The organism is Maribacter cobaltidurans (genome assembly GCF_002269385.1).
Lineage (GTDB): Bacteria > Bacteroidota > Bacteroidia > Flavobacteriales > Flavobacteriaceae > Maribacter > Maribacter cobaltidurans.
On the sequence record NZ_CP022957.1, the window covers coordinates 1,317,102 to 1,338,998 of the forward strand.

Annotated in this window: 16 protein-coding genes; 11 read left to right on the plus strand and 5 right to left on the minus strand. The window is 40.3% G+C overall.

The features are described 5' to 3' along the window. Positions 1-3: 3 nt before the first annotated feature. The 7 genes from CJ263_RS05630 (at position 4) to CJ263_RS05660 (ending at position 6,354) form a co-directional block, all read left to right on the plus strand. Positions 4-2,811, plus strand: a complete 2,808-nt coding sequence (locus CJ263_RS05630; RefSeq protein ID WP_094996363.1) for a response regulator — start codon at positions 4-6, stop codon at positions 2,809-2,811. A 354-nt stretch (positions 2,812-3,165) separates the two neighbouring features. Continuing rightward, positions 3,166-3,483: a hypothetical protein gene (locus CJ263_RS05635; RefSeq protein WP_094996364.1), complete on the plus strand. Its 318-nt coding sequence runs from the start codon at positions 3,166-3,168 to the stop codon at positions 3,481-3,483. 51 nt (positions 3,484-3,534) lie between these two features. Next, on the plus strand, positions 3,535-4,035 hold the full coding sequence (locus tag CJ263_RS05640; RefSeq protein WP_094996365.1) for an outer membrane beta-barrel protein: 501 nt from the start codon (positions 3,535-3,537) through the stop codon (positions 4,033-4,035). Between the two features lie 10 nt (positions 4,036-4,045). Beyond that, positions 4,046-4,957, plus strand: a complete 912-nt coding sequence (locus tag CJ263_RS05645; RefSeq protein WP_094996366.1) for a DUF4412 domain-containing protein — start codon at positions 4,046-4,048, stop codon at positions 4,955-4,957. 61 nt (positions 4,958-5,018) lie between these two features. Next, the gene (locus CJ263_RS05650; protein WP_158657091.1) at positions 5,019-5,225 is read left to right on the plus strand and encodes a hypothetical protein; all 207 of its coding nucleotides are present in this window, start codon (positions 5,019-5,021) and stop codon (positions 5,223-5,225) included. Between the two features lie 88 nt (positions 5,226-5,313). Further along, positions 5,314-5,667 (plus strand): DUF4870 domain-containing protein, encoded by a 354-nt coding sequence (locus tag CJ263_RS05655; protein ID WP_094996368.1) that lies wholly within the window; start codon positions 5,314-5,316, stop codon positions 5,665-5,667. A 12-nt stretch (positions 5,668-5,679) separates the two neighbouring features. After that, a complete protein-coding gene (locus CJ263_RS05660; RefSeq protein WP_094996369.1) occupies positions 5,680-6,354 on the plus strand; it encodes a hypothetical protein in 675 nt (224 codons plus the stop codon). Between the two features lie 296 nt (positions 6,355-6,650). On the opposite strand, the gene CJ263_RS05665 is transcribed toward CJ263_RS05660, so the two are convergent. Beyond that, the gene (locus tag CJ263_RS05665; protein WP_094996370.1) at positions 6,651-7,061 is read right to left on the minus strand and encodes a VOC family protein; all 411 of its coding nucleotides are present in this window, start codon (positions 7,059-7,061) and stop codon (positions 6,651-6,653) included. A gap of 276 nt (positions 7,062-7,337) precedes the next feature. Here CJ263_RS05665 and CJ263_RS05670 point away from each other — a divergent pair, with 276 nt between their 5' ends. The 4 genes from CJ263_RS05670 to CJ263_RS05685 all read left to right on the plus strand — a co-directional run bounded on the left by CJ263_RS05670 (position 7,338) and on the right by CJ263_RS05685 (position 13,672). Continuing rightward, the gene (locus tag CJ263_RS05670) at positions 7,338-7,751 is read left to right on the plus strand and encodes a hypothetical protein (RefSeq protein WP_094996371.1); all 414 of its coding nucleotides are present in this window, start codon (positions 7,338-7,340) and stop codon (positions 7,749-7,751) included. A 138-nt stretch (positions 7,752-7,889) separates the two neighbouring features. Further along, a complete protein-coding gene (locus tag CJ263_RS05675; RefSeq protein ID WP_094999127.1) occupies positions 7,890-8,972 on the plus strand; it encodes an efflux RND transporter periplasmic adaptor subunit in 1,083 nt (360 codons plus the stop codon). A gap of 22 nt (positions 8,973-8,994) precedes the next feature. Next, on the plus strand, positions 8,995-12,234 hold the full coding sequence (locus CJ263_RS05680) for an efflux RND transporter permease subunit (protein WP_094996372.1): 3,240 nt from the start codon (positions 8,995-8,997) through the stop codon (positions 12,232-12,234). Then, complete coding sequence (locus CJ263_RS05685; protein WP_094996373.1) at positions 12,227-13,672, plus strand: TolC family protein; 1,446 nt, start codon at positions 12,227-12,229, stop codon at positions 13,670-13,672. Before CJ263_RS05680 ends, CJ263_RS05685 begins: the two co-directional genes overlap by 8 nt. A gap of 70 nt (positions 13,673-13,742) precedes the next feature. Here the strand turns inward: CJ263_RS05685 and CJ263_RS05690 are convergent, their stop codons facing one another. The 4 genes from CJ263_RS05690 to CJ263_RS05705 all read right to left on the minus strand — a co-directional run bounded on the left by CJ263_RS05690 (position 13,743) and on the right by CJ263_RS05705 (position 21,657). Then, entirely contained in the window at positions 13,743-15,527 is a 1,785-nt protein-coding gene (locus CJ263_RS05690) for an alkaline phosphatase (protein WP_229702460.1), read from the minus strand. A 78-nt stretch (positions 15,528-15,605) separates the two neighbouring features. Then, positions 15,606-16,682 (minus strand): phosphatidylinositol-specific phospholipase C1-like protein, encoded by a 1,077-nt coding sequence (locus CJ263_RS05695; protein WP_094996375.1) that lies wholly within the window; start codon positions 16,680-16,682, stop codon positions 15,606-15,608. 101 nt (positions 16,683-16,783) lie between these two features. Further along, complete coding sequence (locus tag CJ263_RS05700; RefSeq protein ID WP_094996376.1) at positions 16,784-18,529, minus strand: RagB/SusD family nutrient uptake outer membrane protein; 1,746 nt, start codon at positions 18,527-18,529, stop codon at positions 16,784-16,786. A gap of 41 nt (positions 18,530-18,570) precedes the next feature. Beyond that, positions 18,571-21,657, minus strand: a complete 3,087-nt coding sequence (locus tag CJ263_RS05705; RefSeq protein ID WP_094996377.1) for a SusC/RagA family TonB-linked outer membrane protein — start codon at positions 21,655-21,657, stop codon at positions 18,571-18,573. Between the last annotated feature and the right edge of the window lie 240 nt (positions 21,658-21,897).

The following is a 21,897-nucleotide window of genomic DNA, read 5'->3' on the forward strand; positions in this document are numbered from 1 at the left end:
GGGATGAGAAATATTTTAAATATCCAACAGACAATACTCTTGATTGTTTTTATATGCTTGCCATGGACTATAATTCCTCAGACCCAAGATCCTGAAAACTGGAAAACACTGGATGGGGACAATGTGGAGTATTATAAGGACTCCACCAATTCATTATCCTTTAACGAGGTATTAAAAAAGGAATTTATAAAAGGACAAACGGAAAGCTTCAACCTTCAATCTACTTATTGGTACAAATTTCACCTGCCAGAAAGACAAAAGTCCAATTTGCTGTTCCTGCATCTTCGAATGACGGACTTATCCGATGTTTTTGTTCCCGTAATGGGCCCCAAGTCCTATGAACATCACACCATAGGTCACTTCGCAAAAAAAGAAAAAAAAGTATTAGAAAGCGATGAGCTCCATATCCTTGAATTAGGCACAAAGAATATTGATTTTTCCAGGCCATTCTTCGTCAACAAAAGAATAATGACCCAATGGTCAAAACTCAATTGGCAATACTTACCAGGATATTTGTTTGCTTCCAATACACACCCTTTAGAATCCTATCTATTGCAAATACGAAACGAACAAAACGACATGTATTTCTATATCGGCATTGTTTTTATTTCATTTTTTCTATTTCTGGTAAATTTTTTCATTAGTAAAGACAAGAGTTATTTGATCTACAGCCTCTACCTTTTAGGAGTGACCATTTATTATGCCAATAGGCTTTCCCTTTTTTTAAATGCATACCAAAAAAGCGTGCCAGAGCTTTACTTTTATGTAAATCAGATAACACATATTGCCAATATCGGTCTTTACATTTGGTTTGTCTTTCATTTTTTAAACTTTAAACAGAATTTTCGCAAAGCCTTTAAATTTACTCGCAGTTTGCTTATTGGTATATTGATCTTCGGCTTCCTATACGGTTTTCAAATTATATTTTTTCCCTTCTTCCCCTATCGGTTCTTGGTAATGGATATTTTCCGCATCGTGGTGATGGCGACTTCAATAATCCTTTTTTTGTTCCTGATGTTCCAAAAACCGGATTTCATATCCAAAATTGTACTCATTGGGAGCCTGGTTCTTATAACTGGTAATGTAATTTCCCTTTTTTTAGGGGATTACACCTTTTTTTTGAAATTAATGATTCTTGAAATAATCCTATTTTCTATTGTGGTTGCCTTACGCAATAAACAAATTAACCGGAAACGTATCATGGATCAATACACCCTTGAAACTCAAAAAATGAGAAACCAAACTTTGAAAGAGCTGAACGATACCAAGTCCAGATTCTATGAAAATATAACACATGAGTTCAGAACACCTTTAACGCTTATCCTATCGCCAATTGAAAAAAAGTTGTCCCAAGCCAAAACATCCTTGAAAGAAAAGGAAGAATTAAGCCTAATGCAACGTCATGCAAAACAGTTATTAAGTTTGGTAAACCAAATGTTAGATTTGGCAAAATTGGAGGAAAACAATGTTAAACTTTCCGTAAAACCAAGTAATCTCCAAATGTTCTTGAATCCTTTGATAAACATTTACCAAAAAAAAGCTCAAGAAAAAAAGATTTTATTTAGTGCTGACATGCAGCACATAAACAATGCTTGGTTTGACCCAGATGTAATTAAAAAAGTAGCTACCAATCTACTCTCCAATGCCGTAAACCATTCACCACAAAACGGAAATATCAAAGTACGGTCCCACGTCAAAAATGGATACTGGATTTTTAATGTCACCAATACTACGGAAACTAAGAATCCCATTGATATTTCAAAACTTTTTACCCGTTATTACCGTGCAGGCGAAAATTCAAATGGTGCAGGAGTCGGATTGAACATTACCAAAGAGCTCGTTGAGCTATCCCATGGAAATATTATAGCCAATACTTTAAGGGACAATGAACTACAGTTTACCGTATCCCTACCTATTGAAGAATCCTTTTTTACGGAAAACAATGAGAACCAGGAAGATCAGTTTAAAACAAAATGCCTTTCCGATGATGATATTGAGGCAGCAATCATTACAACGCCGGTCAGGGTTCCCGTTCCTCTGGACATACCCACATCACATGGCCACCCAAAGCTCTTGATTGTTGAAGACAATGCGGATATGAGATCATTCATTAAGTCCAATTTTACAAAGGGGTACCAAATTTTAGAGGCGGAGAATGGCAGTATGGGCATGGAACAAGCTATAAAACATTTACCAGATATTATTATTAGTGATGTAATGATGCCAGAACGAAATGGTTTTGAGTTTTGTGACGCAGTAAAACAAAATACATTTACTAGCCATATTCCCGTGATACTGCTTACCGCAAAAGTTGGAGAGGAAAGCGAGATAAAGGGCTTTAAGACCGGGGCTGACGCCTATATAACCAAACCATTCAGTGTTGAAAAATTAAAGGTACGCACAAAACAGCTTCTCCAATCTCAAAAACGTCTCTCCGAACATTATAGGAACACCTTTAGTATAAATCCTGAATTGGCCATTACAAATATAGAGGCCGACTTCCTTAAATTGTTAAAAAAAGTCTTGGACGAACATATAACGGATTCCGAATTTAACACCGAGACCTTCAGCAGCCTTATGGGTATGAGCCGCAGGCAACTTTACCGTAAGCTCAAGGCAATCATACATATGACACCAAATGAATTTGTTCGAAATGAACGTCTGAAACTGGCGGCGGACCTACTTTCAAAGTCAGACGCTACCGTAACCGAAATTGCCTATCAAGTAGGTTTTAATTCACCCTCCTACTTCATTAAGTCCTTTAAGGAGGTTTATCATATTACCCCAAACGAGTTTTCGGCAAAAAAATAGACGTTTCAATCGCCTATCTATTTAAAACATTCAAAAGTATCATTCCGAAAAACCTATAAAACATAAGGTTTTCGGACATGTCACATTTGTTGCATCTTTTGGCATTGTTTTGATATACCCTCAAAAACCTATCCTATAGTTTTATCCTAAAGTTTCCAACTAAGGAAATTTTCATCTCCCCCATTTAACCGAATCGTATTGAATTCTGAGTCTAAACCCCAAAATAAAAACATCATTTATTTGAGTATTGACCACCTTAAACCAGGTATTTACAAACTTCAAATTTTGGAAAAGGAAACAGTAATTAAATCTATAAAAATTATTAAACGATAACCTTTTAAAAGATTAATGTATATGAGAAAAATAGCAAGAAATTTAATCATAATTGCCGTACTGCTTATAGCGGTTAAATGTTCCAAAAATGACGATGGGCACAAAGATTCCGAAGCTACATGCTTTCAGGGATTATTGGCGGTAACCGAAGAGTACCAGGAATCCCTTTTACAATTTCAGGAAAACCAGAACGAGACCACCTGTAACGGACTAAAGGTCGCCGCCATAGACCTGATAGAGGCATATGCCAAATGTCCCAATTATTTGCAAGAAGAAACCAATGCAGCATTCGAACAAGCAGCTCAGGAATGGAAAAATATGGACTGTTCCCAAAACTAAGAGAATAATTTTTTGAAAATTTAAACATAGTAAATCATAAAATTCAGAATAATGAAAAAAGTAATATTGACTGCCCTAATGTCTTGCATCTTCCAATTTTCAAATGCTCAAAATGATATACGAATCGGAGGTATGCTAGCCTATGGCACCGAAGTGGAAAATATTGGAATCGGTGTAAATGCGGAATTTCCCATCATTGAAAAACTTACGGTTTCCCCTTCGTTCATCTACTATTTGCCCAAGAAAGTTTCTGGTGTAAGCATTAATTGGTTTGAGTTCAATGGAAATGCCAATTACTATTTCTTGGACGAAGGTAACATAAATGTCTATGGGCAGGCCGGTTTAAATTATACTAACGTAAGGTTGAGCTACGATGGCGCTTATTCCGGATTCCTCAGTAGTGCAGCCTCCGATGGACGCCTTGGCCTTAATCTAGGTGGTGGTGCCAATTTTCAAATGGGCGGTAACATATTACCATTTGCGGAGCTTAAATATGTAATCATAGATGAGGGACAACTAGTTCTTGCCGCAGGTGTAAAATTTAATCTCTAAGACTGCTAAAATGAAAACCAGAAGATTTATAACTGGTCTTTTCATGATACTTATGGCAACATGCGTAAATGCCCAATTCTTTAAAAAATTGGCAAAAAAAGCAGAACAAGCTGCCGAACGTACCGTATTGAATAGGACGGACAGAGAAGTATCCAAGGGAACGGACAAGGCCATCGACTCCATTACCAAGGGAGGAAACGGAAAAAGAGAATCCAAAAATATCGGGGAAACGGAGAAAAACCTAGATCAGGGCACCCAAGAATCTGCCTTACAGAGCAGAATGGCGAATATTATGGGCGCCATGGGTCTAGATGATGTCCCCGATGTATATGAATTCTCCTATCGGGTAAAAATGAAGCTTACTTCCCAAAAGGACGAAACAGTAATGAATTACCTATTTCAGCCTGGAGAGCGGTATTTTGGAAATGAAATAGACCAAGGTAAAACGCATAGTATTAGTGTTATGGATTTGGAGAACGAGTCCATGGTAATGTTCAATACCAATGGCGAACAAAAAACGGCTATGAAGATGCCTTTGGACAAAATGACAATAGACAAAATGATACAGAAAATGGAGGAAGAGAACGTAAACACCAGTGATGATGTAAAAATTGTTCCCATTGCGAATAAAACCATACTTGGATATCGTTGCAAAGGCTACCAAATAACCTCCAAGGACGGTATTTCAAAAGTGTGGATTACCAATGAGGCCCCGGTAGGTTATATGGGAGGTATGATACAGACCGAAAAACTGCCCAACGTAGCTCTGCCGATTGACGAAAAGACCATGTTCATGGAAATGCAGTTTGAATCCCAAAAGCGGAAAAAGGACAATTTCAGGATGATATGTACTGAAATCAAGGAACAGGATATTTTCCTTGCAAAGAATGAATATACCTCCTTAGGTGGTTTCCAAAATTGAAATAGCCCAAAGCACACCAAAAATTAGAGAACACGAATATCAATTACAAAAATCAATTCTTATGAAAACAAAAATTAAATTCTTATCAATAGTTCTAGTCGCAGGCTTAACCCTATATTCCTGCAGTAAGGAGGAACAAGAAGCTTGTGAAGAAGAGGGATCGGACTGCATTTACAGATTTTTACCTATCGTTCAAGACCCATCGGCAAACATTGAACAAGGAATAGACTCAACGAAAACAATTACAGTTCAGGACACAATGGACTGATTTTGTGTAAAGGCACGGCGATTATGTTCCTCCTTCAATTAAATGGGCGAACCTTTGAATCACCATACTTAAAAATAACGATATAACTATGGAAAAAACAGCACAAAACAATAACAGTACCGCCATGGAGGATAATGGTAAAACCATAGCCATATTGGCTTATATCACCATTATTGGGCTTATCATCGCCTATGTGATGAACCATGAAAAAAAATGGCCTTTTGCCCAATACCATATTATACAATCCTTAGGCTTGGCCATCACCGGCCTTTCCCTTGGGGTTATTGGCATGATACCCATCCTGGGATGGTTTATCTCCGTTCTGGGTTCTCTTATTCTTATTTACATGTGGATTTTGGGCCTTATAAACGCATTGAAAGAAAAGGAAAAACCTGTACCCTTTTTAGGTGAACAATATCAAAAATGGTTTGCAAATCTATGAATCATAAAAATTATGAAGAAGTTAAAATATATTTTAGGGGGCATTCTCTGTATATCCACTGTTTTTTTCTACATATCCTGTAGCAAGGATGGAGATGAAAATAACACAACGGAAAGCAATTCTGGTAAAACGTTCCTAAAATTAAAAATTTCAGGAACCGTTATAAATGGAGATTTTGATATCATTGAAGAGGAAATTCCCGAAGATGAAAGTATCATCATCGGCCACATATATTATGAGGAATCAACAGAAGGGACACAAAAGGTCGCAAGTCTCTTTTTCACCCAACTCTTTGGTATGGAAGGTGAACGCAATTTTGAAATGGTTATTCCTGCCGAAAAAGGTGCTAAGGAAATTGGCACACAGTTTCCAAATCCGGCTCCAGCAAACGGAGAACCTATTTATTATATGGAAATAGACCTAAAGGAAACTGATTATGCTCTATATGACAGCGATAATGACGGTGATAACGATGCTAATAATCTATTAAGGGCAAAAACCATGGGCGTAACCATAACAGAAATTGGAGAAACGTACAATGCCCTTGGTATACTTACCCTGTCACATATTAAAGGAAGCTTTCAGGGAACGGGATTTTTAACGGCCTATACGGGACCGACAACTGCTCCCCAAGAATTGGAACATACCATCACCGGTTCGTTTGAATATTATATTCCAAACGAATAACGAGTACAGAAATAAATGTTCTCCTTATTGTTAAACTATTAACAGTTATCGGCAACTTTAACAAAATTAGTATATTCTATTCCATAGAATGTGGTCCAAACATGTTCCCTTCAGTATCTGTAGAAAGGACAATAAAGCAGTACTGACCAATGGACATTTTGGATTTGAATACTTCCCCCCTGCCGAGAATCAATTCTTTTTTCCTCAACGCCACAATCCTTGCAGACGAAATAAACAATGGGACTGTTGACACCGGCCGAAAAGCCGTCTATTTTTTGATATTATTTATAAGCTTTTTACTTGGGCATTTTATCCATTTCCATATACAGCATGGCCCATCTGTGACCATCCAGGTCCGCAAAACCCATGGCATACATCCAACCATCTACTTCAGAGGGTTCCGCAAAAACCTTGCCTCCCGCTTTCTTGACCTTATCCGCCAATTCATCTACCTCCATTCTAGTTTGAGCATCCAAGTTGATCAAGACTTCAGAACCTTTACTCGTATCCGAAATCGCTGTCTGGGTAAAATGCTGAAATGCATATTCAGGGAAGAGCATTAAAACAAAATCGTTTTCCCCAATTAAAAAACTGGCCATATGATCGGCTTGCGCGTGCATTGGATTTTCCCTAAATCCGATTTGTTTAAAAAATGCCTTGGATGCTTGGATATTGCTTACAGGCAGATTTAGCCAAACTGATTTCATTTTACATTCGTATTAGGTTGTTTTATCAAATATAAAAATCTTCCCAAGAACAAAAATCAGGCATCAAAAACCCATTTTTTCAAGTCTTCCAATTTAAAAAAACGATTTTCAGCCTTGTGAACTGACCTATTAATCGCTAATTTCCAGACACTTTATTACAAATAGAGCAAAAAAATGACTCTTAAACCGAAACAATCGTTTTTCTAACGATTTTTAGAATTTTTTAACAAACACTTTTTGTTAACAGTTTTTTCTTGATATAATTTCGCCAGCGAAATGAAATTAAGGTTTATCAAATACGGTTTGCCCTTTGTGCTCACATTACTGTGCGGACTTTACCTTGTTCATTCCAATTTAAAGGTTGAGGATACCTCTTCCATAAACCTTGTTGAGACCTTCCTACAACCTAACGACACTAATCAGAATGCCAGTGTTGGCATCAACCCTTCTTCAAGCCCTAAAAGACTGGCTGTAGAAGTAGCCGAAAGTGAAGAACAGGAAGAGGAAATAAGGCACACTATACCAGCAGAAAATTCCAGATATAGTGGAAGCAACTCCACATCTTATGCCCACACAAACTTGGACGGGTTTTCCGTGTACTCATCAAGGGTTTCCAACCACCTGCTAAATGTATCAGGTACAATCTTCCCTTACAGAAGATACATTAGGTTTCAAGTATTTAGACTATAGAATATTCTCCGGCCACTGCTCAAAGGTAGGCCACATTTCAGTTCAGCCTTTCTACAAAAAGTATTCTTTTTATGGGAATACATCTTGATTGGCACTCCAATTACACAAAGTATAACCCAATTTTCTAAAAATAAAATTATGAGGAGAATCCCCATGATTGCAGGTCTTTGCTTAGTTATAGGCCTAACTAGTTGTAACCATAAAAAAGAATCACATAAGGAGGAGACCCAGTTTTTGGTCACTGCTCCCATTGTAAAAGATACATCAATCACCAAAGATTATGTAGCGCAGATACACTCCATAAGACATATTGAATTAAGGGCCCTTGAAAAAGGATATCTCAAGGAAATCCATGTTGATGAAGGTCAATATGTAAAAAAGGGACAAAAAATGTTCAATATAATGCCCAATGTATACCAAGCCGATTTACAAAAAGCCGAGGCAGAGGCTAGAATTGCAGAGATAGAACTTAAGAATACCCAACTATTGGCAGATGGAAATGTAGTTTCTGAAAATGAACTGTCCATGGCCAAGGCCACTTTGGAAAAAGCAAAGGCAGAAGTTGCCCTTGCGCAGACGCATTTGGGTTTTACAGATGTGAGGGCCCCTTTTGATGGTATCATGGACCACCTCCATGTTCGGGAAGGTAGTTTGCTCGATGAAGGAGAGCTTTTGACCACATTATCGGACAACTCCCAAATGTGGGTCTATTTCAATGTTCCAGAAGCTGAATACCTTGATTATATCATGAGCAAGGACAAAGACGAGAAAAAGACGGTTGGTCTTTTACTGGCCAATAATAAGCGCTTTAACCAAGATGGAATTGTACAGACCATAGAAGGTGAGTTCAACAATGAGACAGGAAACATTGCCTTTAGGGCCACTTTTCCAAATCCCGATAAAATATTAAGGCATGGCGAAACCGGTAGTGTTTTAATGACCATTCCTTTTAAAGATGCTATGATCATACCCCAAAAGGCAACCTTCGAGGTCTTGGACAAAAAGTTCGTTTTTGTAGTGGATGATCAAGGTAAGGTCCATCAGACAGAAATCTCCATTGGAGGGGAATTACCGGATTTATTCCTTATAGAAAAAGGTCTTACAGGGAATGAAAAAATAATTCTTGATGGTATAAGAATGGTTAAGGACGGTGATGAAATCGAGACTGAATTTATCGATCCAAAATCCGTGATCGGTAATCTATCCTTATATACCGAATAGGTAACCCACAAATTCCAAAAAAATGTTCAAAAAATTTATTAAAAGACCGGTGTTGGCTATTGTCATATCGGTTATGATAGTTTTCACAGGCCTTTTGGCCATCAAACAATTGCCCATATCCCAATTCCCGGAAATTGCCCCAACGACTGTTAACATTTTCATTGCTTATCCAGGGGCCAGTGCCGATGTATTGGTAAACTCTACCTTAATTCCTTTGGAAACGGCCATCAATGGTGTTCAGGGAATGCGCTATTTGGCTTCTGATGCTACCAGTGCCGGTGAAGGAACCGTACGTGTCATCTTTGAACCGGGAACGGATCCCAATAGGGCGGTTGTAATGGTAAAGACTAGGGTAGACCAGGTAATGCCAAACTTACCCGAACTGGTTCAGAGAGAAGGGGTGGTAATTACTCCCGTTCAGCCCAGTATGCTTATGTATGTCAACCTATTTGATAAGAATGGCAAAAATGACGAAAAATTCCTATACAACTATGCCTATACCAAAATCATTCCTGAAATACAGCGTATAAATGGTATTGCAAGTGCCCAAATATTGGGTAGCCGAAAATATGCCATGCGGGTTTGGCTCAAACCGGACCGTATGCGCGCGTATAATGTTTCGGCCGAAGAAGTTATGGAGGCCATGCAAGACCAAAGTATTATTGCACGCCCAGGACGATTAGGACAAAGTTCCGGTATAAGGTCCCAGTCGTTGGAATATGTTCTTACCTATGTAGGTAGGTACAACCAACCAGAACAATACAAAGAGATTATTGTTAGGGCCAATGCCGAAGGGGAAACGATTACCTTAGGAGATATTGCCGATGTTGAACTGGGAAGTGAATTCTTTGATATCTATTCCAATCTGGACGGACATCCTTCCGCTTCCATTATCTTAAAACAGACTTTAGGAAGTAACGGTAAGGATGTTATAGATCAAGTGAAGGCCAAATTGGTAGACCTTAAACAAGAACTACCCCCGGGATTGGATTATAGTATCAACTACGATGTGGCCAACTTCTTGGATGCTTCCATTGAACAGGTGCTCCATACTTTAAGGGATGCCTTTATCTTAGTGGCCATTGTGGTATTCCTATTCTTGGGTGACTGGAGGTCTACTCTTATTCCAATTATAGCGGTACCCGTATCCTTGATAGGGGCATTCTTCGTGATGCAGTTATTTGACCTTTCCATCAACCTGATTACTCTGTTTGCCTTGGTATTGGCGATTGGTATCGTGGTGGATAACGCCATTGTGGTAGTGGAGGCCGTTCACGTTAAAATGGAGGAAGAAAAACTAAATCCATTTAAGGCTTCCAAAGAGGTACTTGGGGAAATAGGTGGAGCCATTATTGCCATTACCTTGGTTATGGTATCCGTTTTTATCCCTATTTCATTTATGACCGGGCCCGTTGGAGTATTCTATCGGCAATTTTCCATTACCATGGCTGGATCTATCGTAATCTCGGCAGTGGTGGCCTTGACCCTTACACCTGTTCTTTGTGCCATCATGCTTAAGAACAACCATGGTAAAAAAAGAAAATCCCCTGTAGACAAATTTATTGACTGGTTCAACAAAGGTTTTGAACGTCTTACGGGAGGTTATGTTGGGCTATTAAACAAAATCGTGGCGAGAAGAGTTGTCACCTTTGGAATACTTATCGCTTTTTGCGTTGGTATATTCTTTACCAATGAATCGCTTCCCGCAGGATTTATCCCAAACGAGGATCAAGGAATGATCTATGCCATTATCCAAACACCTCCGGGCTCTACCTTGGAGCGTACCAATGAAGTTGCCCGTAAACTTCAGAAAATATGTGAAGAAACAGAAGGTGTGGAATCGGTTTCTTCTTTGGCTGGTTATGAAATTATGACAGAAGGTAGGGGTTCCAATGCCGGTACCTGTTTGATCAACTTAAAACCATGGTCAGAACGTCATCATTCCGTTCACGAGATTATGGAAGAATTGGAGGAAGAAACCCAAAATCTTGGGGCAAGGATTGAGTATTTTGAACCTCCTGCCGTACCCGGATTTGGATCTTCCGGAGGTTTCTCCATGCGTTTGTTGGACAAGACCAACTCAACAGATTATCAAGCATTCGGGAAGATTAATGATGATTTCATGGATGCGTTGGGCAAACGTGAGGAATTGACCGGTCTCTTCTCTTTCTTCTCGGCAAACTATCCGCAGTATGAACTGAAAATAAACAATAAGATTGCCATGCAAAAAGGAGTTTCCATTGGAAAAGCCATGGAAAACCTTAACATTCTTATAGGTAGTACCTACGAACAGGGATTTATACTTTATGGAAGGTTCTTCAAGGTATATACCCAGTCAGCTCCAGAGTACAGGGCCCTTCCTTCGGATTTGGAAAAACTGTTCGTAAAGAATGAAGAAGGGGAAATGGTACCCTACTCGGCGTTCATGAGCTTGGAAAAAAAGTTGGGTCCCAACGAAATTACGAGGTATAACCTATACAATTCAGCAACTATAAATGGACTTCCCGCCCCCGGTTATACTACAGGGGATGCCATTAATGCCATCAGGGAAGTAGCCGCTGAGTCCTTACCTCGTGGCTACGATATTGCCTGGGAGGGTCTTTCTTTCGACGAAGCGAATAGAGGAAATGAATCGCTTTACATTTTTATAGTAGTGCTCATTTTCGTGTATTTCGTTTTGGCTGCCCAATATGAAAGCTTTTTATTACCGTTCGCGGTTATACTCTCTTTGCCCGTGGGTGTATTTGGTTCTTTTGCCTTATTGAAATTCATGGGCTTGGCCAATGACGTATATGCACAGATCGGTGTAATTATGCTGGTTGGGCTTTTGGGTAAAAATGCGGTATTGATCGTGGAATTTGCCGTGCAGAAGCACAGGCAAGGCGCGACTGTCCTTGAAGCGGCCATTGAGGGCTCCAGGGCCAGATTTAGACCTATCCTCATGACCTCCTTTGCATTTATTGCCGGGCTTATTCCATTGGTAGTAGCCACAGGGGCAGGAGCCATTGGAAACAGGACCATTGGTGGTTCCGCCTTAGGTGGAATGCTTATAGGAACCATCGGAGGAGTCTTGGTGATACCCGGACTTTACTACATTTTCGCTAAAATGTCCGAAGGCAAAAGCCTTATAAGAGATGAGGTCTCTGAACCCGTTTCCGAAGAGTTTATGAGAATGTCAGAAGAAGAAAGCAAAACTAAAGCTGCGCTTAGGGAAATGAGAAAACTCTTGAAAAAATTAACCAAAAGAAAAGACGATGAATAATATAAGAAAAACAAAAACCAGCAAATCGCTTTTCGTCTGTGCAATCCTATTGGGGGTTTTGTATTCCTGTGTCCCGACCAAAAAGTCGATGGAGGAAAACAAAAGTGTTCCGGAAAGCTATCAAGCCCAGTCCACGGATACCACGAATACGGCAAATGTTCAATGGCGGGATTTTTTCTCTGACCCTTATCTCATTTCATTGATAGATACCGCTTTGGTAAACAATCAGGAACTGAACATTATGCTCAGGCAAATTGATGTGGCCCAAAACGAGATAAAGGCAAGAAAAGGGGAGTATCTACCTTTTATAGATCTAAAGGCAGGCGCGGAGGTTGAAAAAGTAGGTGAATATACCCGAAACGGTGCCGTTGAGAAAAACCTGAATATTAGGGAGGAGGAAGAATTTCCAGAACCTTTAACGGATTACTCGGCCGGCATTTTTGCTTCTTGGGAACTGGATGTTTGGAAAAAGCTGAGAAACTCCAAAAAGGCAGCGGTCATGGAATATTTGGCCACTGTGGAGGGCAAAAACTTCATGGTAACCAGTTTGATTGCCGAAATAGCGGATTCCTACTATGAACTGATTGCGCTGGACAACCAATTGGCCATTATCGAGCAAAACCTTGAGATACAGGGAAACGCCTTGAAAATGGTCCGTCTGCAAAAGCAAGCAGCTAGGGCGACCGAGTTGGCGGTACGCAGGTTTGAGGCCGAAGTTCTCAAGAACCAAAGCCATAAGTTTGAAGTGCAACAGCAGATCGTAGAGACGGAGAACAAACTCAATTTTCTTATCGGTAGGTCACCCCAACCCATCGAAAGAAATTCGGAAGGATTCATAGAAAGTCCAATCGACCCGATATATGCCGGCATACCTGCACAATTGCTTCAAAACAGGCCCGATATCCGCAAAGCGGAATTTGAGTTAGAGGCTGCCAAACTGGACATTAAAGTGGCAAGAGCCAATTTTTATCCTTCCATTGGTATAAAGGCCGGAGTTGGGTTGCAGGCATTTAAGCCTAAATACCTGACCGAGACCCCCCAGTCGCTCTTATATTCTGCGGTAGGTGACCTAGTGGCACCGTTAATCAACAGAAATGCGATTAAGGCCGAATACAATACTGCAAGTGCAAGACAAGTTCAGGCGGTATATGAGTATGAGAAATCCATTCTTCAGGGGTATATTGAGGTTGCCAATCAGTTGTCCAACCTGGACAACCTAAAAAAGACCTATGACTTAAAAGCACAGCAGGTAGAGGCCCTAACGGAATCGATAAATCTGTCGACACAATTGTTCCAGTCGGCACGAATTGAATACATAGAGGTTTTGTTTACCCAAAGAGAGGCGCTTGAATCCAAAATGGAACTGGTAGAAACCAAAAGAGACCAGTTGGTGGCCCGTGTAGATATCTACAAGGCCCTAGGTGGTGGATGGAATTAGCTTTTACCCCGAAACCACTAAAAAAGCCTCCGAAAATCGGAGGCTTTTTTTGTTTAAAGAAATCTGATTCTTAATTGTTTAAATCTAGCACCGCATTAATCTTTGAAAAAATCTCCGAGTTTTCGTAAATCCCTCTAAAGTTTTGCGCCTGTGGGCCATAAGCGAACAAGGGGACCATGATAGCCGTGTGGTCCATGGTCAGAAAATCGCCCTGCACCTCCCCTTTTCGGATATCCCCGCCCACAATACCAAAACCAGAAGTTTCATGGTCTGCGGTAATCAATACCAAGGTATTTCCGGTTTTATCGGCAAATTTTAAGGCTTCCGCAACAGCGGCATCAAAATCCAGCATTTCATCAACGATAGTAGACACTTGGTTTTCATGTCCCCCGTTGTCGATTTGAGCTCCCTCGACCACCATAAAAAATGGTTTGTTACCACTTGAAAGTACATTCAAAGATTTTTCCATGGATTTTGGTAACATATCCTTTCTGCCATTTTTCATCGTAGGCATCTTATTATCCCCAAGATAAATCGCCGTTTTATTATCCACTGTATTGAATTTCTCCAGCGTTGTCGATTTAAAAATGTGGCTTAACTCAGTTTCGAAGCCTTTACCCCCAGAAATAAAAAAATCAAGATTACTGTTCTTTAAGTCCTGTAAAATCCCTTGGGTATTATCCCGGTCTTTTACGTGCGCGTAGAAAGAAGAAGGGGTAGCCCCATAGATGGCGTCCGTTGTAATAATACCAGTTCTATACCCTTTGCTGAATGCTATATTGACCAGGTTATTTAAAACCTCATCTTTTGGTCCCGAACCTATGGCCCTATTGTTTGTCTTTTGACCCGTTGCCATTGCTGTTGCTCCAGCGGCGGAGTCCGTGATCAAATCATCATAGGAGGATGTTTTAATAAGCCCAATATCCTTGATATTCGTAACACTCAGGCTTCCTTTATTCGCTATCATAGCGGCCGTAATTTGGGCCAACCCGTTCCCGTCGCCTATCATAAGAATAATATTCCGTGGTTTGGAGTTGGGGTCAAAGTTGTATTTGGGAATGTAGGTTGATTTAATTTCCCCGGTATACATCTTAGTGTCCAAAGATTCCAAATAGTTATGGGCCAATGCCGGATTATCCGTATTGATAAAATCCACACCTAATTTTGCCATTCGAGACCAAGCTGTCTTTGTATCTGGCGTTGCCCAAAACCGGAAAGGCTTTTTATAGGCTTGAACCTTGTTCAGAATATACTGTACCGTATCCAATTCCCCGGCCACCATACGGCCAGAACCGTTCCATACCGAAAATCTCTGAAAACTTAAGCTTATCATCGCTACCTTTTCCAAAGGAATACTGTCCAAATCATCGATACTTTGGTGATCAAACAATATATATTCCGGATAATTTGCATAATCGGCGGGTTTGGGTCGGTTTCCTGATATCACAAATTTCACTTTGCCACCTTTTATAAGGCCCGGATATTTTTTTAATACGTTCTGAATTTCAACCAAAGTCGGTTTTGCTTCCGATTTAATATCAATCAGCAACTGTACATCGCGCAGCTTACCCTTTTCCTGCATCCGTTTTAAGGGATCGAGATACAGTTTGGAGAAAGTATTTCCTTCTATGATTTCCGATTCCTCATGGGTGGCATAAAGTGTATTGTTCTTAAGAAAAAGATCTACCTCTATGGATGCCGCATCGTTGATGTAGGCCTCAAAAAAAGGAAATTCCTGTTCATAATCGTTATGTGAATGCACTTTGTAGGGTTCTTGTCCAAAAGCAAATTGACCAATACACCCGAGTGTTAAAACAGGCAGCACAAGTCCTAAAAATTGTTTAATTCTCATCATGTTCAATGTTATTAAGGCTTCCCTTTTGCAATTATCTATAAAAATACAACTTGAGGAAGTAGGGTTTCCTATGCTATTTTAATTTCCAACTCGTTCGTATACGCCCTCTCCAAAATCGACCTTAAAATTGGATTCAAAAAGGGTACTTGGCATATAGTAATCGGTAGTAATAATTTGTGCGCCGGAAGATTTGGCCTTTTCAAACCTGCTATAATCATTCTCCCGTGCCTCAAAAGTCCCTGCATCGGCCCGGGTCCGTACCAAGTTTCCCTTTTCCACTAAAGCCCGTATTTTTTCAAAATTTGCAACGGGATCGTTAATTATGCGAAATGCCGCTTCAGGACTTCCCTCTTGCTTGTTCAAAAATAGCACTGCGTTTTTTAGTTCTGGAAATTTTTGAAGATAAAGATTGCCTTTCTCATCACCTTCATCCAGGACAAAAAGAAAACGCCCTCTTACCTTTTCAAGGCGTGGCCACCCACGGCCTAAAATTGCCTTTTCAAGGGAAGTGCTGTTTCCCCGTACCAAATCTGGTGTAATCAATTTTTCTTCGGAAAGTACGTCCCGTATTTCCAAATCCAATTGAATCAAGGCATCGGCATCAAAAGTCAACGGATCTCGTAAGCGGGATATTTTGCCGTCCTTGGTATTTAAGGTGATAATAATTGGTATATGTTCTGGATGCTCTCCGGACCAGACCAATAATTCCTTCAGGGCATCTTTAAATAGCAATTGATGGCTTCTAAAATCTATATCCTGAACATGAAATACCTTGAGCCCCGGTTCATCCAATTTATTAGCAACGTCAAAAGGCAAAGGCTTCTTTCCGGAAGCCTTTACGATTTCTAGGCCAGCGGGGTATTTGTAATAACCACCTTTTGGATCATGAAAAACATCCAATTCCAAATTTCGAAGTCCTAATTCCAATTGTTCCGTTAAGGTCAAGTGCTCATATTGCAGGGACCTGGCCATCATGTAATCTTGCTGAAAAAGATAGTTCCACAAAGGTTTCTCAATGGCTATTTTATAACTATTATGACTCCCGATTACCTGAATTTCATTCAACCTTAGTTTTCCCATCTCCTTTATTTGGGAAATACACATCAATGGCAGTATATAAAGGAAAAAGATCAGTGTTTGACTATACTTTTTCATAATATTGGTTTGATTTAAGTATCTGTTTGGAACTCTAGAAAAGTAAAATACAGCCGGAAAAACAATCCCGACTGTATTTTACATCTCTCATTAAGCAATTATTAATACCCCGGGTTTTGCACCAAAAAGCCTTCCTCACTAGAAGCCCCATCGATGGCTTGCTGAGGAATAGGGAATAGTCTTTTGTTCACATCGCTATCGGTCTTTTCTGTCCAACTGTCCTCGTACTTGCCAAATCGGATTTGGTAATTTCTTCTAAAACCTTCCCAATAAAGCTCAAATCCTGCCTCACGAAATAATATATCCAAATCAACGGCATCCAACGCCTCAGGTGTTTGGTTCGGTCTTGCATTTCGGGACGTTCTTAATGTATTCACATCGGCAAGGGCGCCAGCCACATCTCCATTTCTGAGTTTGGCTTCGGCGCGCATTAAATAAATTTCCCCCAATCGAATCAGCACTAAATCTACACTGCTATAATGACAACAGTTGGTTCCCGTTTTACTGAATTGATATTTCGAAAAACGATATCCCGTATTGTGCAGACTTCCTTCGGCCGTAAAATCGACCTGTAGATTATGATCTACGTATTTAATATCGGCCCCACTGGTTCTTCTATTGATAACGGGATATATTCTTACCGTACCATCGTCGCAGGTCATAATGTTTCCGCTTTCATCCTTTCTAGGCCCCCAGATAATTCCACGAAGTATTCCTCTGTTTACCTGAAAATCCTCCGCCTTTACACAGTAATAATGATCTTGGTCATTTGTTGGGTCTACACCTGTAAGATCCCTAAGTTCATCTGGAATCATAGTATTCTCCTGAAAGAATCGGGCATCCGCCTGTGCTGGATCTATATCCCCATAGGCATCTACCCATGTCTGATAAAAATCAGGTGTGGCAGCGACCGCATCTGTTCCCCTTGAACTTGGCACTTCCGGTCTTGGTACCTGATCACCGGACATGGACCAGTAGGCCCATCGGCTATGCTCCGTTTGTAAAACACCTCGTTGGTCCAAAGCAAATATCAACTCGGGATTATTGTGGTTGTCATCGTTAAAAAGCTCAAAATATTCCGAAGACAAGGAATAGGGACCTGCTATAATGTCATTGGTATATTGAATTACCTTATCCATGTCCGCCTGTTGAAAATCTGGAGTTCCATAAGGATTGCGATATACAGCGGCATTTAAATATAAACGGGCCAATAGCGCCTTTACGGAGTATTGATTTAACCTTCCCGGATCCGTATCGGTAGAAACCAAATCCACAACGGACAAAAGTTCCCCTTCAATATAATCTACCGCTTCATGAGCTCTTAGGATTTCAGAAATTTGGTCGGAGCTTTCTTTTTTGAAGACCAAGCCCCAGTTGTCCAAGGCCAGCAAATTCAAATATGCCTTCATTGCCGTCATTTCATATATTGCCTGCTGTGCCTTGGAGTTACCCGCATCGGCCTCCGGTTGCAATCTCTCAATGGCAATTACGGACCTGGAAAGCGTTGCCGTAATATAATTCCAGGTATCCCCTACCAAACCGTTGCCAGGTGTCATTAAATGTTGATGTACCGCTATAAACTTACCCCCGTCATACCAGTCCGTACCACCGCGATAGGGAAGTATTCCCTCATCCGATGCAACTTCTTGCAAGCCAAAGTTCTTTGTATGTTGCCAAACATACCTTAAGTTACCATAAACCGGGGCTAGCGAACCACTAACCACTTCTGCTTCGCCGGTACCTGTCAAAGATTCATCAAGTATCTCTTCCTCTAAATCCGTACATCCAAAGAATGCCAATAGAAAAATTATAAATGGAAGATTTTTGCTAAAAATTTTATTTTTCATTTTGTACTGTTTTATACTTCTATTTTAAAATCGTTGATTGATTAAAAGGTAAGGTTAAGTCCAACCAGAAAAGTCCTTGCCTTCGGATAGGTAAAATAATCCACTCCAAACGTCTGTATACCTCCGGAAGTGGATCCTGTATTAACTTCAGGATCAAAGCCCGAATAATCTGTAATGGTAAAAAGATTCTGTCCGGTTATCGAAAAACGAATGTTTTGTACGAAATCTCCAAGTCCTATATTTTCTGCTGAGAGGTTATAAGCCAAGGTGGCGTTATTCAACCTTAGGAAAGAACCATTTTCCAAATAACGCGTGGACACGGTATTGGAGTTACTGGTAGACTCGTTAGGATACTGTATAGCAAAATCCGTTGTATTGTTAGACCTAGACAATTGTGCCTTCGTGAATAACGACATTTTAGTATGGTTATAGATTTTATTACCGGATACACCATTAAAGTTTAATCCCAAATCAAAAGCCTTATACTTAAAATTGAGGTAGTAGGCATAGGTAAATTTTGGAATGGCACTACCTACTACGGAACGGTCATCATCTAAAATGGCCCCATCGCCATTGATGTCCTTAAACTGGTTAAGACCATCCGATTCAATACCTTCAAATTGAAACATATAGAAAGAACCTATAGGCTCTCCATTAATATACCCATTGATAGTTGCTCCCGTTTGGCCAGATCCCTGGGCAGACCCAGTCGTTAACACGGAGTAGGGAGAATCCTTAACCTTGTTTTGAATGTAAGTAATATTTCCCCCAATGTTATACGAGAAATCACGTGTAGCATCGCTGCTATAATCCAAGGCCAATTCAATACCATTGTTCTGAATTTTCATGTTGTCTATATTGCTCCAATAGGTTGGAGTTGGCTCTACAGGATCGGCAGGCACAACCTCCAATAATATGTTGGAAGACTGCTTGTTGAAATAATCCAAGGTACCGGACAAACGGTAGTTCAACAGTGCAAAATCGATACCTACACCTACAGAGGTAGAAACCTCCCATTGAAGGTCCGGATTCGCCAAACGAGTATATACAATGCCGTAAGGGTAACCGTCTATGGAAGTAGCATCGGTATCTATAGGGTATGTATTTAGACTCTCCCCACCTGAAATTAAACGGTCTTCGGAATAACTGGCCTTTGTAATCTTGGATGGAATTTCTTGGTTACCCGTTTGCCCCCAACTAGCTCGCAATTTTAGATTGTCGAAAAATGAATCGGCCATAAAGTTCTCGTTGCTGATGTTCCAGCCAAGTGCAAAAGACGGGAAATAACCATATTTTCTATTGTCACCAAACTTTGAGGAACCATCTGCACGGAATGTAGCCGTAAGTAAATATCTATTGTCGTATCCGTAGTTTACTCGTCCAAAGTACGATTGAAGCTCGTTCTTTACGGCAGAGGAATTCACCGAAGTTGGGTATGTGTCCGAACTTGTTTGATCCTGATAGATTGGCTCAATATTGTTATCGGCAAATCCTCGATAGGATATTAAGCGGGTCTCATCCATAAACTTTTGATAGGAATGACCCGCCAAAACCGATAGGTTATGTACGTCTCGATTCCAATTATAGGTAAGCGTATTCTCCGTAAGCTGATTGGAGTTGGAACTTATTGTGGTCACGACATCCCCGTTTGAAATATCAGATTCGTTTACCACTGAGGTATAAGGTTTGTATTGCCTGTCTCTCGTAGTAGCAGAATAGTCGATGCCAAAATTCAGTTTATAGGTTAGCCCTTTGATAATCTCCACAGAAGGTGAAATAGTTGCCAATATTCTATTGTTTACCGCCTGGTCGCTAAAAATATTATATCTAGCAATCGGGTTTAGCGCATTGGTATTCAACAAGGTAGGCTCCCCATTTGTGTAGGTGGGTACAGTTGGATTAAGTGCCAGCATATCTGAAATAATTGGTCTTATATCAGGTCGTAAATTTTCAGTATGGGAAGCCGTCAGATTATAATCGATATTAACCTTGCCATTGAACGCCTTTTGGGTCATGTTCAACTTGCCGGAATAACGTTCTAAATTACTGTTCTTGAGGATTCCCTCTTGGTCTTGATATCCCAGGGAAGCGAAATAGTTGAACTTCTCCGAACCTGCACCACTCATGGATAAATTAAGGTTATTGGTGATGCCTGTTTGGGACAATTCATCCTGCCAGTTTGTATTTCCTCCGTAATCATCTAAAGAACCTCCAGTTGCTACTACTTGGTTCCGAAACTCATCGGCATCAAAGACATTGATTTTGTTAGACATAGAGGATGCCGCAGTGGACAATGAAAGATTCATCTCGGTCTTTCCTGCCCGACCCCGTTTAGTTGTAATGACCACTACCCCGTTTGAGGCTCTTGACCCATAAACTGCAGTGGCGCTTGCATCCTTAAGTACGTCTATACTTGCAATATCACTAGGGTTTAAAAAATTTAAAGGATTGGTAGCGACTCCATTGGAAGAATTATCCAATAGAAAACCATCCACTACGTACAGCGGTTGAGTACCGGATCGCAAACTACCAATACCTCTGATAATGACATTCTGTGAGGCACCGGGCTCACCGCTATTTGCAGTAATGTTCACACCTGCCATTTTACCCTGCAACAACTCACCCGGGTTGGTAACCACGCCTTTATTAAAGTCCTCACTTTTGACCGAGGCAATGGCCCCAGTTACATCAGATCTTTTTTGTGTACCATAACCAATGACCACCACGTCATCCAGTTGTGTAGCATCTGGCTCTAATTGAACGTCTATGGTGTTATTATTTCCAACGGTAATTTCCTTAGGTGTATATCCTAAATAGGATATTTGCAAAGTGGCACCCTGCGCTACGTTTATAACATAGTTTCCATCAAAATCGGTAATGGTACCATTGGTAGTGCCCTTTTCCATGACCGAAGCGCCTGGGAGAGGTGCTCCCGTCTCATCCGTAATTTGTCCGGTTACCGAGTTTTGAACGTCAAAAAGAAAAGAACCCTTAACATCTGTTATGGATACTGATTCTTTTTCAATACATTTACTAGTGGTTTTTGAGTTTCCTCGTAAGAAACTGTTTCCTAAAATCGCCACTAAAGAAGTTAGGACGACCTTGGATAGTCGGTTTTTAAAATACATAAAGTTTAAGTGTTGAATTTTTATTGATTTTCGATACTTTTTTAGAGAGCCTGTTGCCGCAGGCTCTTTTTATTCATTTTCATTACGGGCCAAAAATAATTCCTGTAAGGCCACAGCGGTGTTACCTATATATTAAGCTTTGATTAATTAAAGAATGTTAAATACGAAGCACTTCAACCACACTTTTTGGTCTTCTGAAGAAACAAAAGTGGTTTTGACCGATTAATTCCCACAGGTGTT

Excerpts from the sequence above, each read along its gene's own strand:
- CJ263_RS05630 (WP_094996363.1), top strand. The coding sequence starts at position 4 with ATGAGAAATATTTTAAATATCCAACAGACAATACTCTTGATTGTTTTT.
- CJ263_RS05635 (WP_094996364.1), top strand. The coding sequence starts at position 3,166 with ATGAGAAAAATAGCAAGAAATTTAATCATAATTGCCGTACTGCTTATA.
- CJ263_RS05640 (WP_094996365.1), top strand. The coding sequence starts at position 3,535 with ATGAAAAAAGTAATATTGACTGCCCTAATGTCTTGCATCTTCCAATTT.
- CJ263_RS05645 (WP_094996366.1), top strand. The coding sequence starts at position 4,046 with ATGAAAACCAGAAGATTTATAACTGGTCTTTTCATGATACTTATGGCA.
- CJ263_RS05650 (WP_158657091.1), top strand. The coding sequence starts at position 5,019 with ATGAAAACAAAAATTAAATTCTTATCAATAGTTCTAGTCGCAGGCTTA.
- CJ263_RS05655 (WP_094996368.1), top strand. The coding sequence starts at position 5,314 with ATGGAAAAAACAGCACAAAACAATAACAGTACCGCCATGGAGGATAAT.
- CJ263_RS05660 (WP_094996369.1), top strand. The coding sequence starts at position 5,680 with ATGAAGAAGTTAAAATATATTTTAGGGGGCATTCTCTGTATATCCACT.
- CJ263_RS05665 (WP_094996370.1), bottom strand. The coding sequence starts at position 7,061 with ATGAAATCAGTTTGGCTAAATCTGCCTGTAAGCAATATCCAAGCATCC.
- CJ263_RS05670 (WP_094996371.1), top strand. The coding sequence starts at position 7,338 with ATGAAATTAAGGTTTATCAAATACGGTTTGCCCTTTGTGCTCACATTA.
- CJ263_RS05675 (WP_094999127.1), top strand. The coding sequence starts at position 7,890 with ATGAGGAGAATCCCCATGATTGCAGGTCTTTGCTTAGTTATAGGCCTA.
- CJ263_RS05680 (WP_094996372.1), top strand. The coding sequence starts at position 8,995 with ATGTTCAAAAAATTTATTAAAAGACCGGTGTTGGCTATTGTCATATCG.
- CJ263_RS05685 (WP_094996373.1), top strand. The coding sequence starts at position 12,227 with ATGAATAATATAAGAAAAACAAAAACCAGCAAATCGCTTTTCGTCTGT.
- CJ263_RS05690 (WP_229702460.1), bottom strand. The coding sequence starts at position 15,527 with ATGATGAGAATTAAACAATTTTTAGGACTTGTGCTGCCTGTTTTAACA.
- CJ263_RS05695 (WP_094996375.1), bottom strand. The coding sequence starts at position 16,682 with ATGAAAAAGTATAGTCAAACACTGATCTTTTTCCTTTATATACTGCCA.
- CJ263_RS05700 (WP_094996376.1), bottom strand. The coding sequence starts at position 18,529 with ATGAAAAATAAAATTTTTAGCAAAAATCTTCCATTTATAATTTTTCTA.
- CJ263_RS05705 (WP_094996377.1), bottom strand. The coding sequence starts at position 21,657 with ATGTATTTTAAAAACCGACTATCCAAGGTCGTCCTAACTTCTTTAGTG.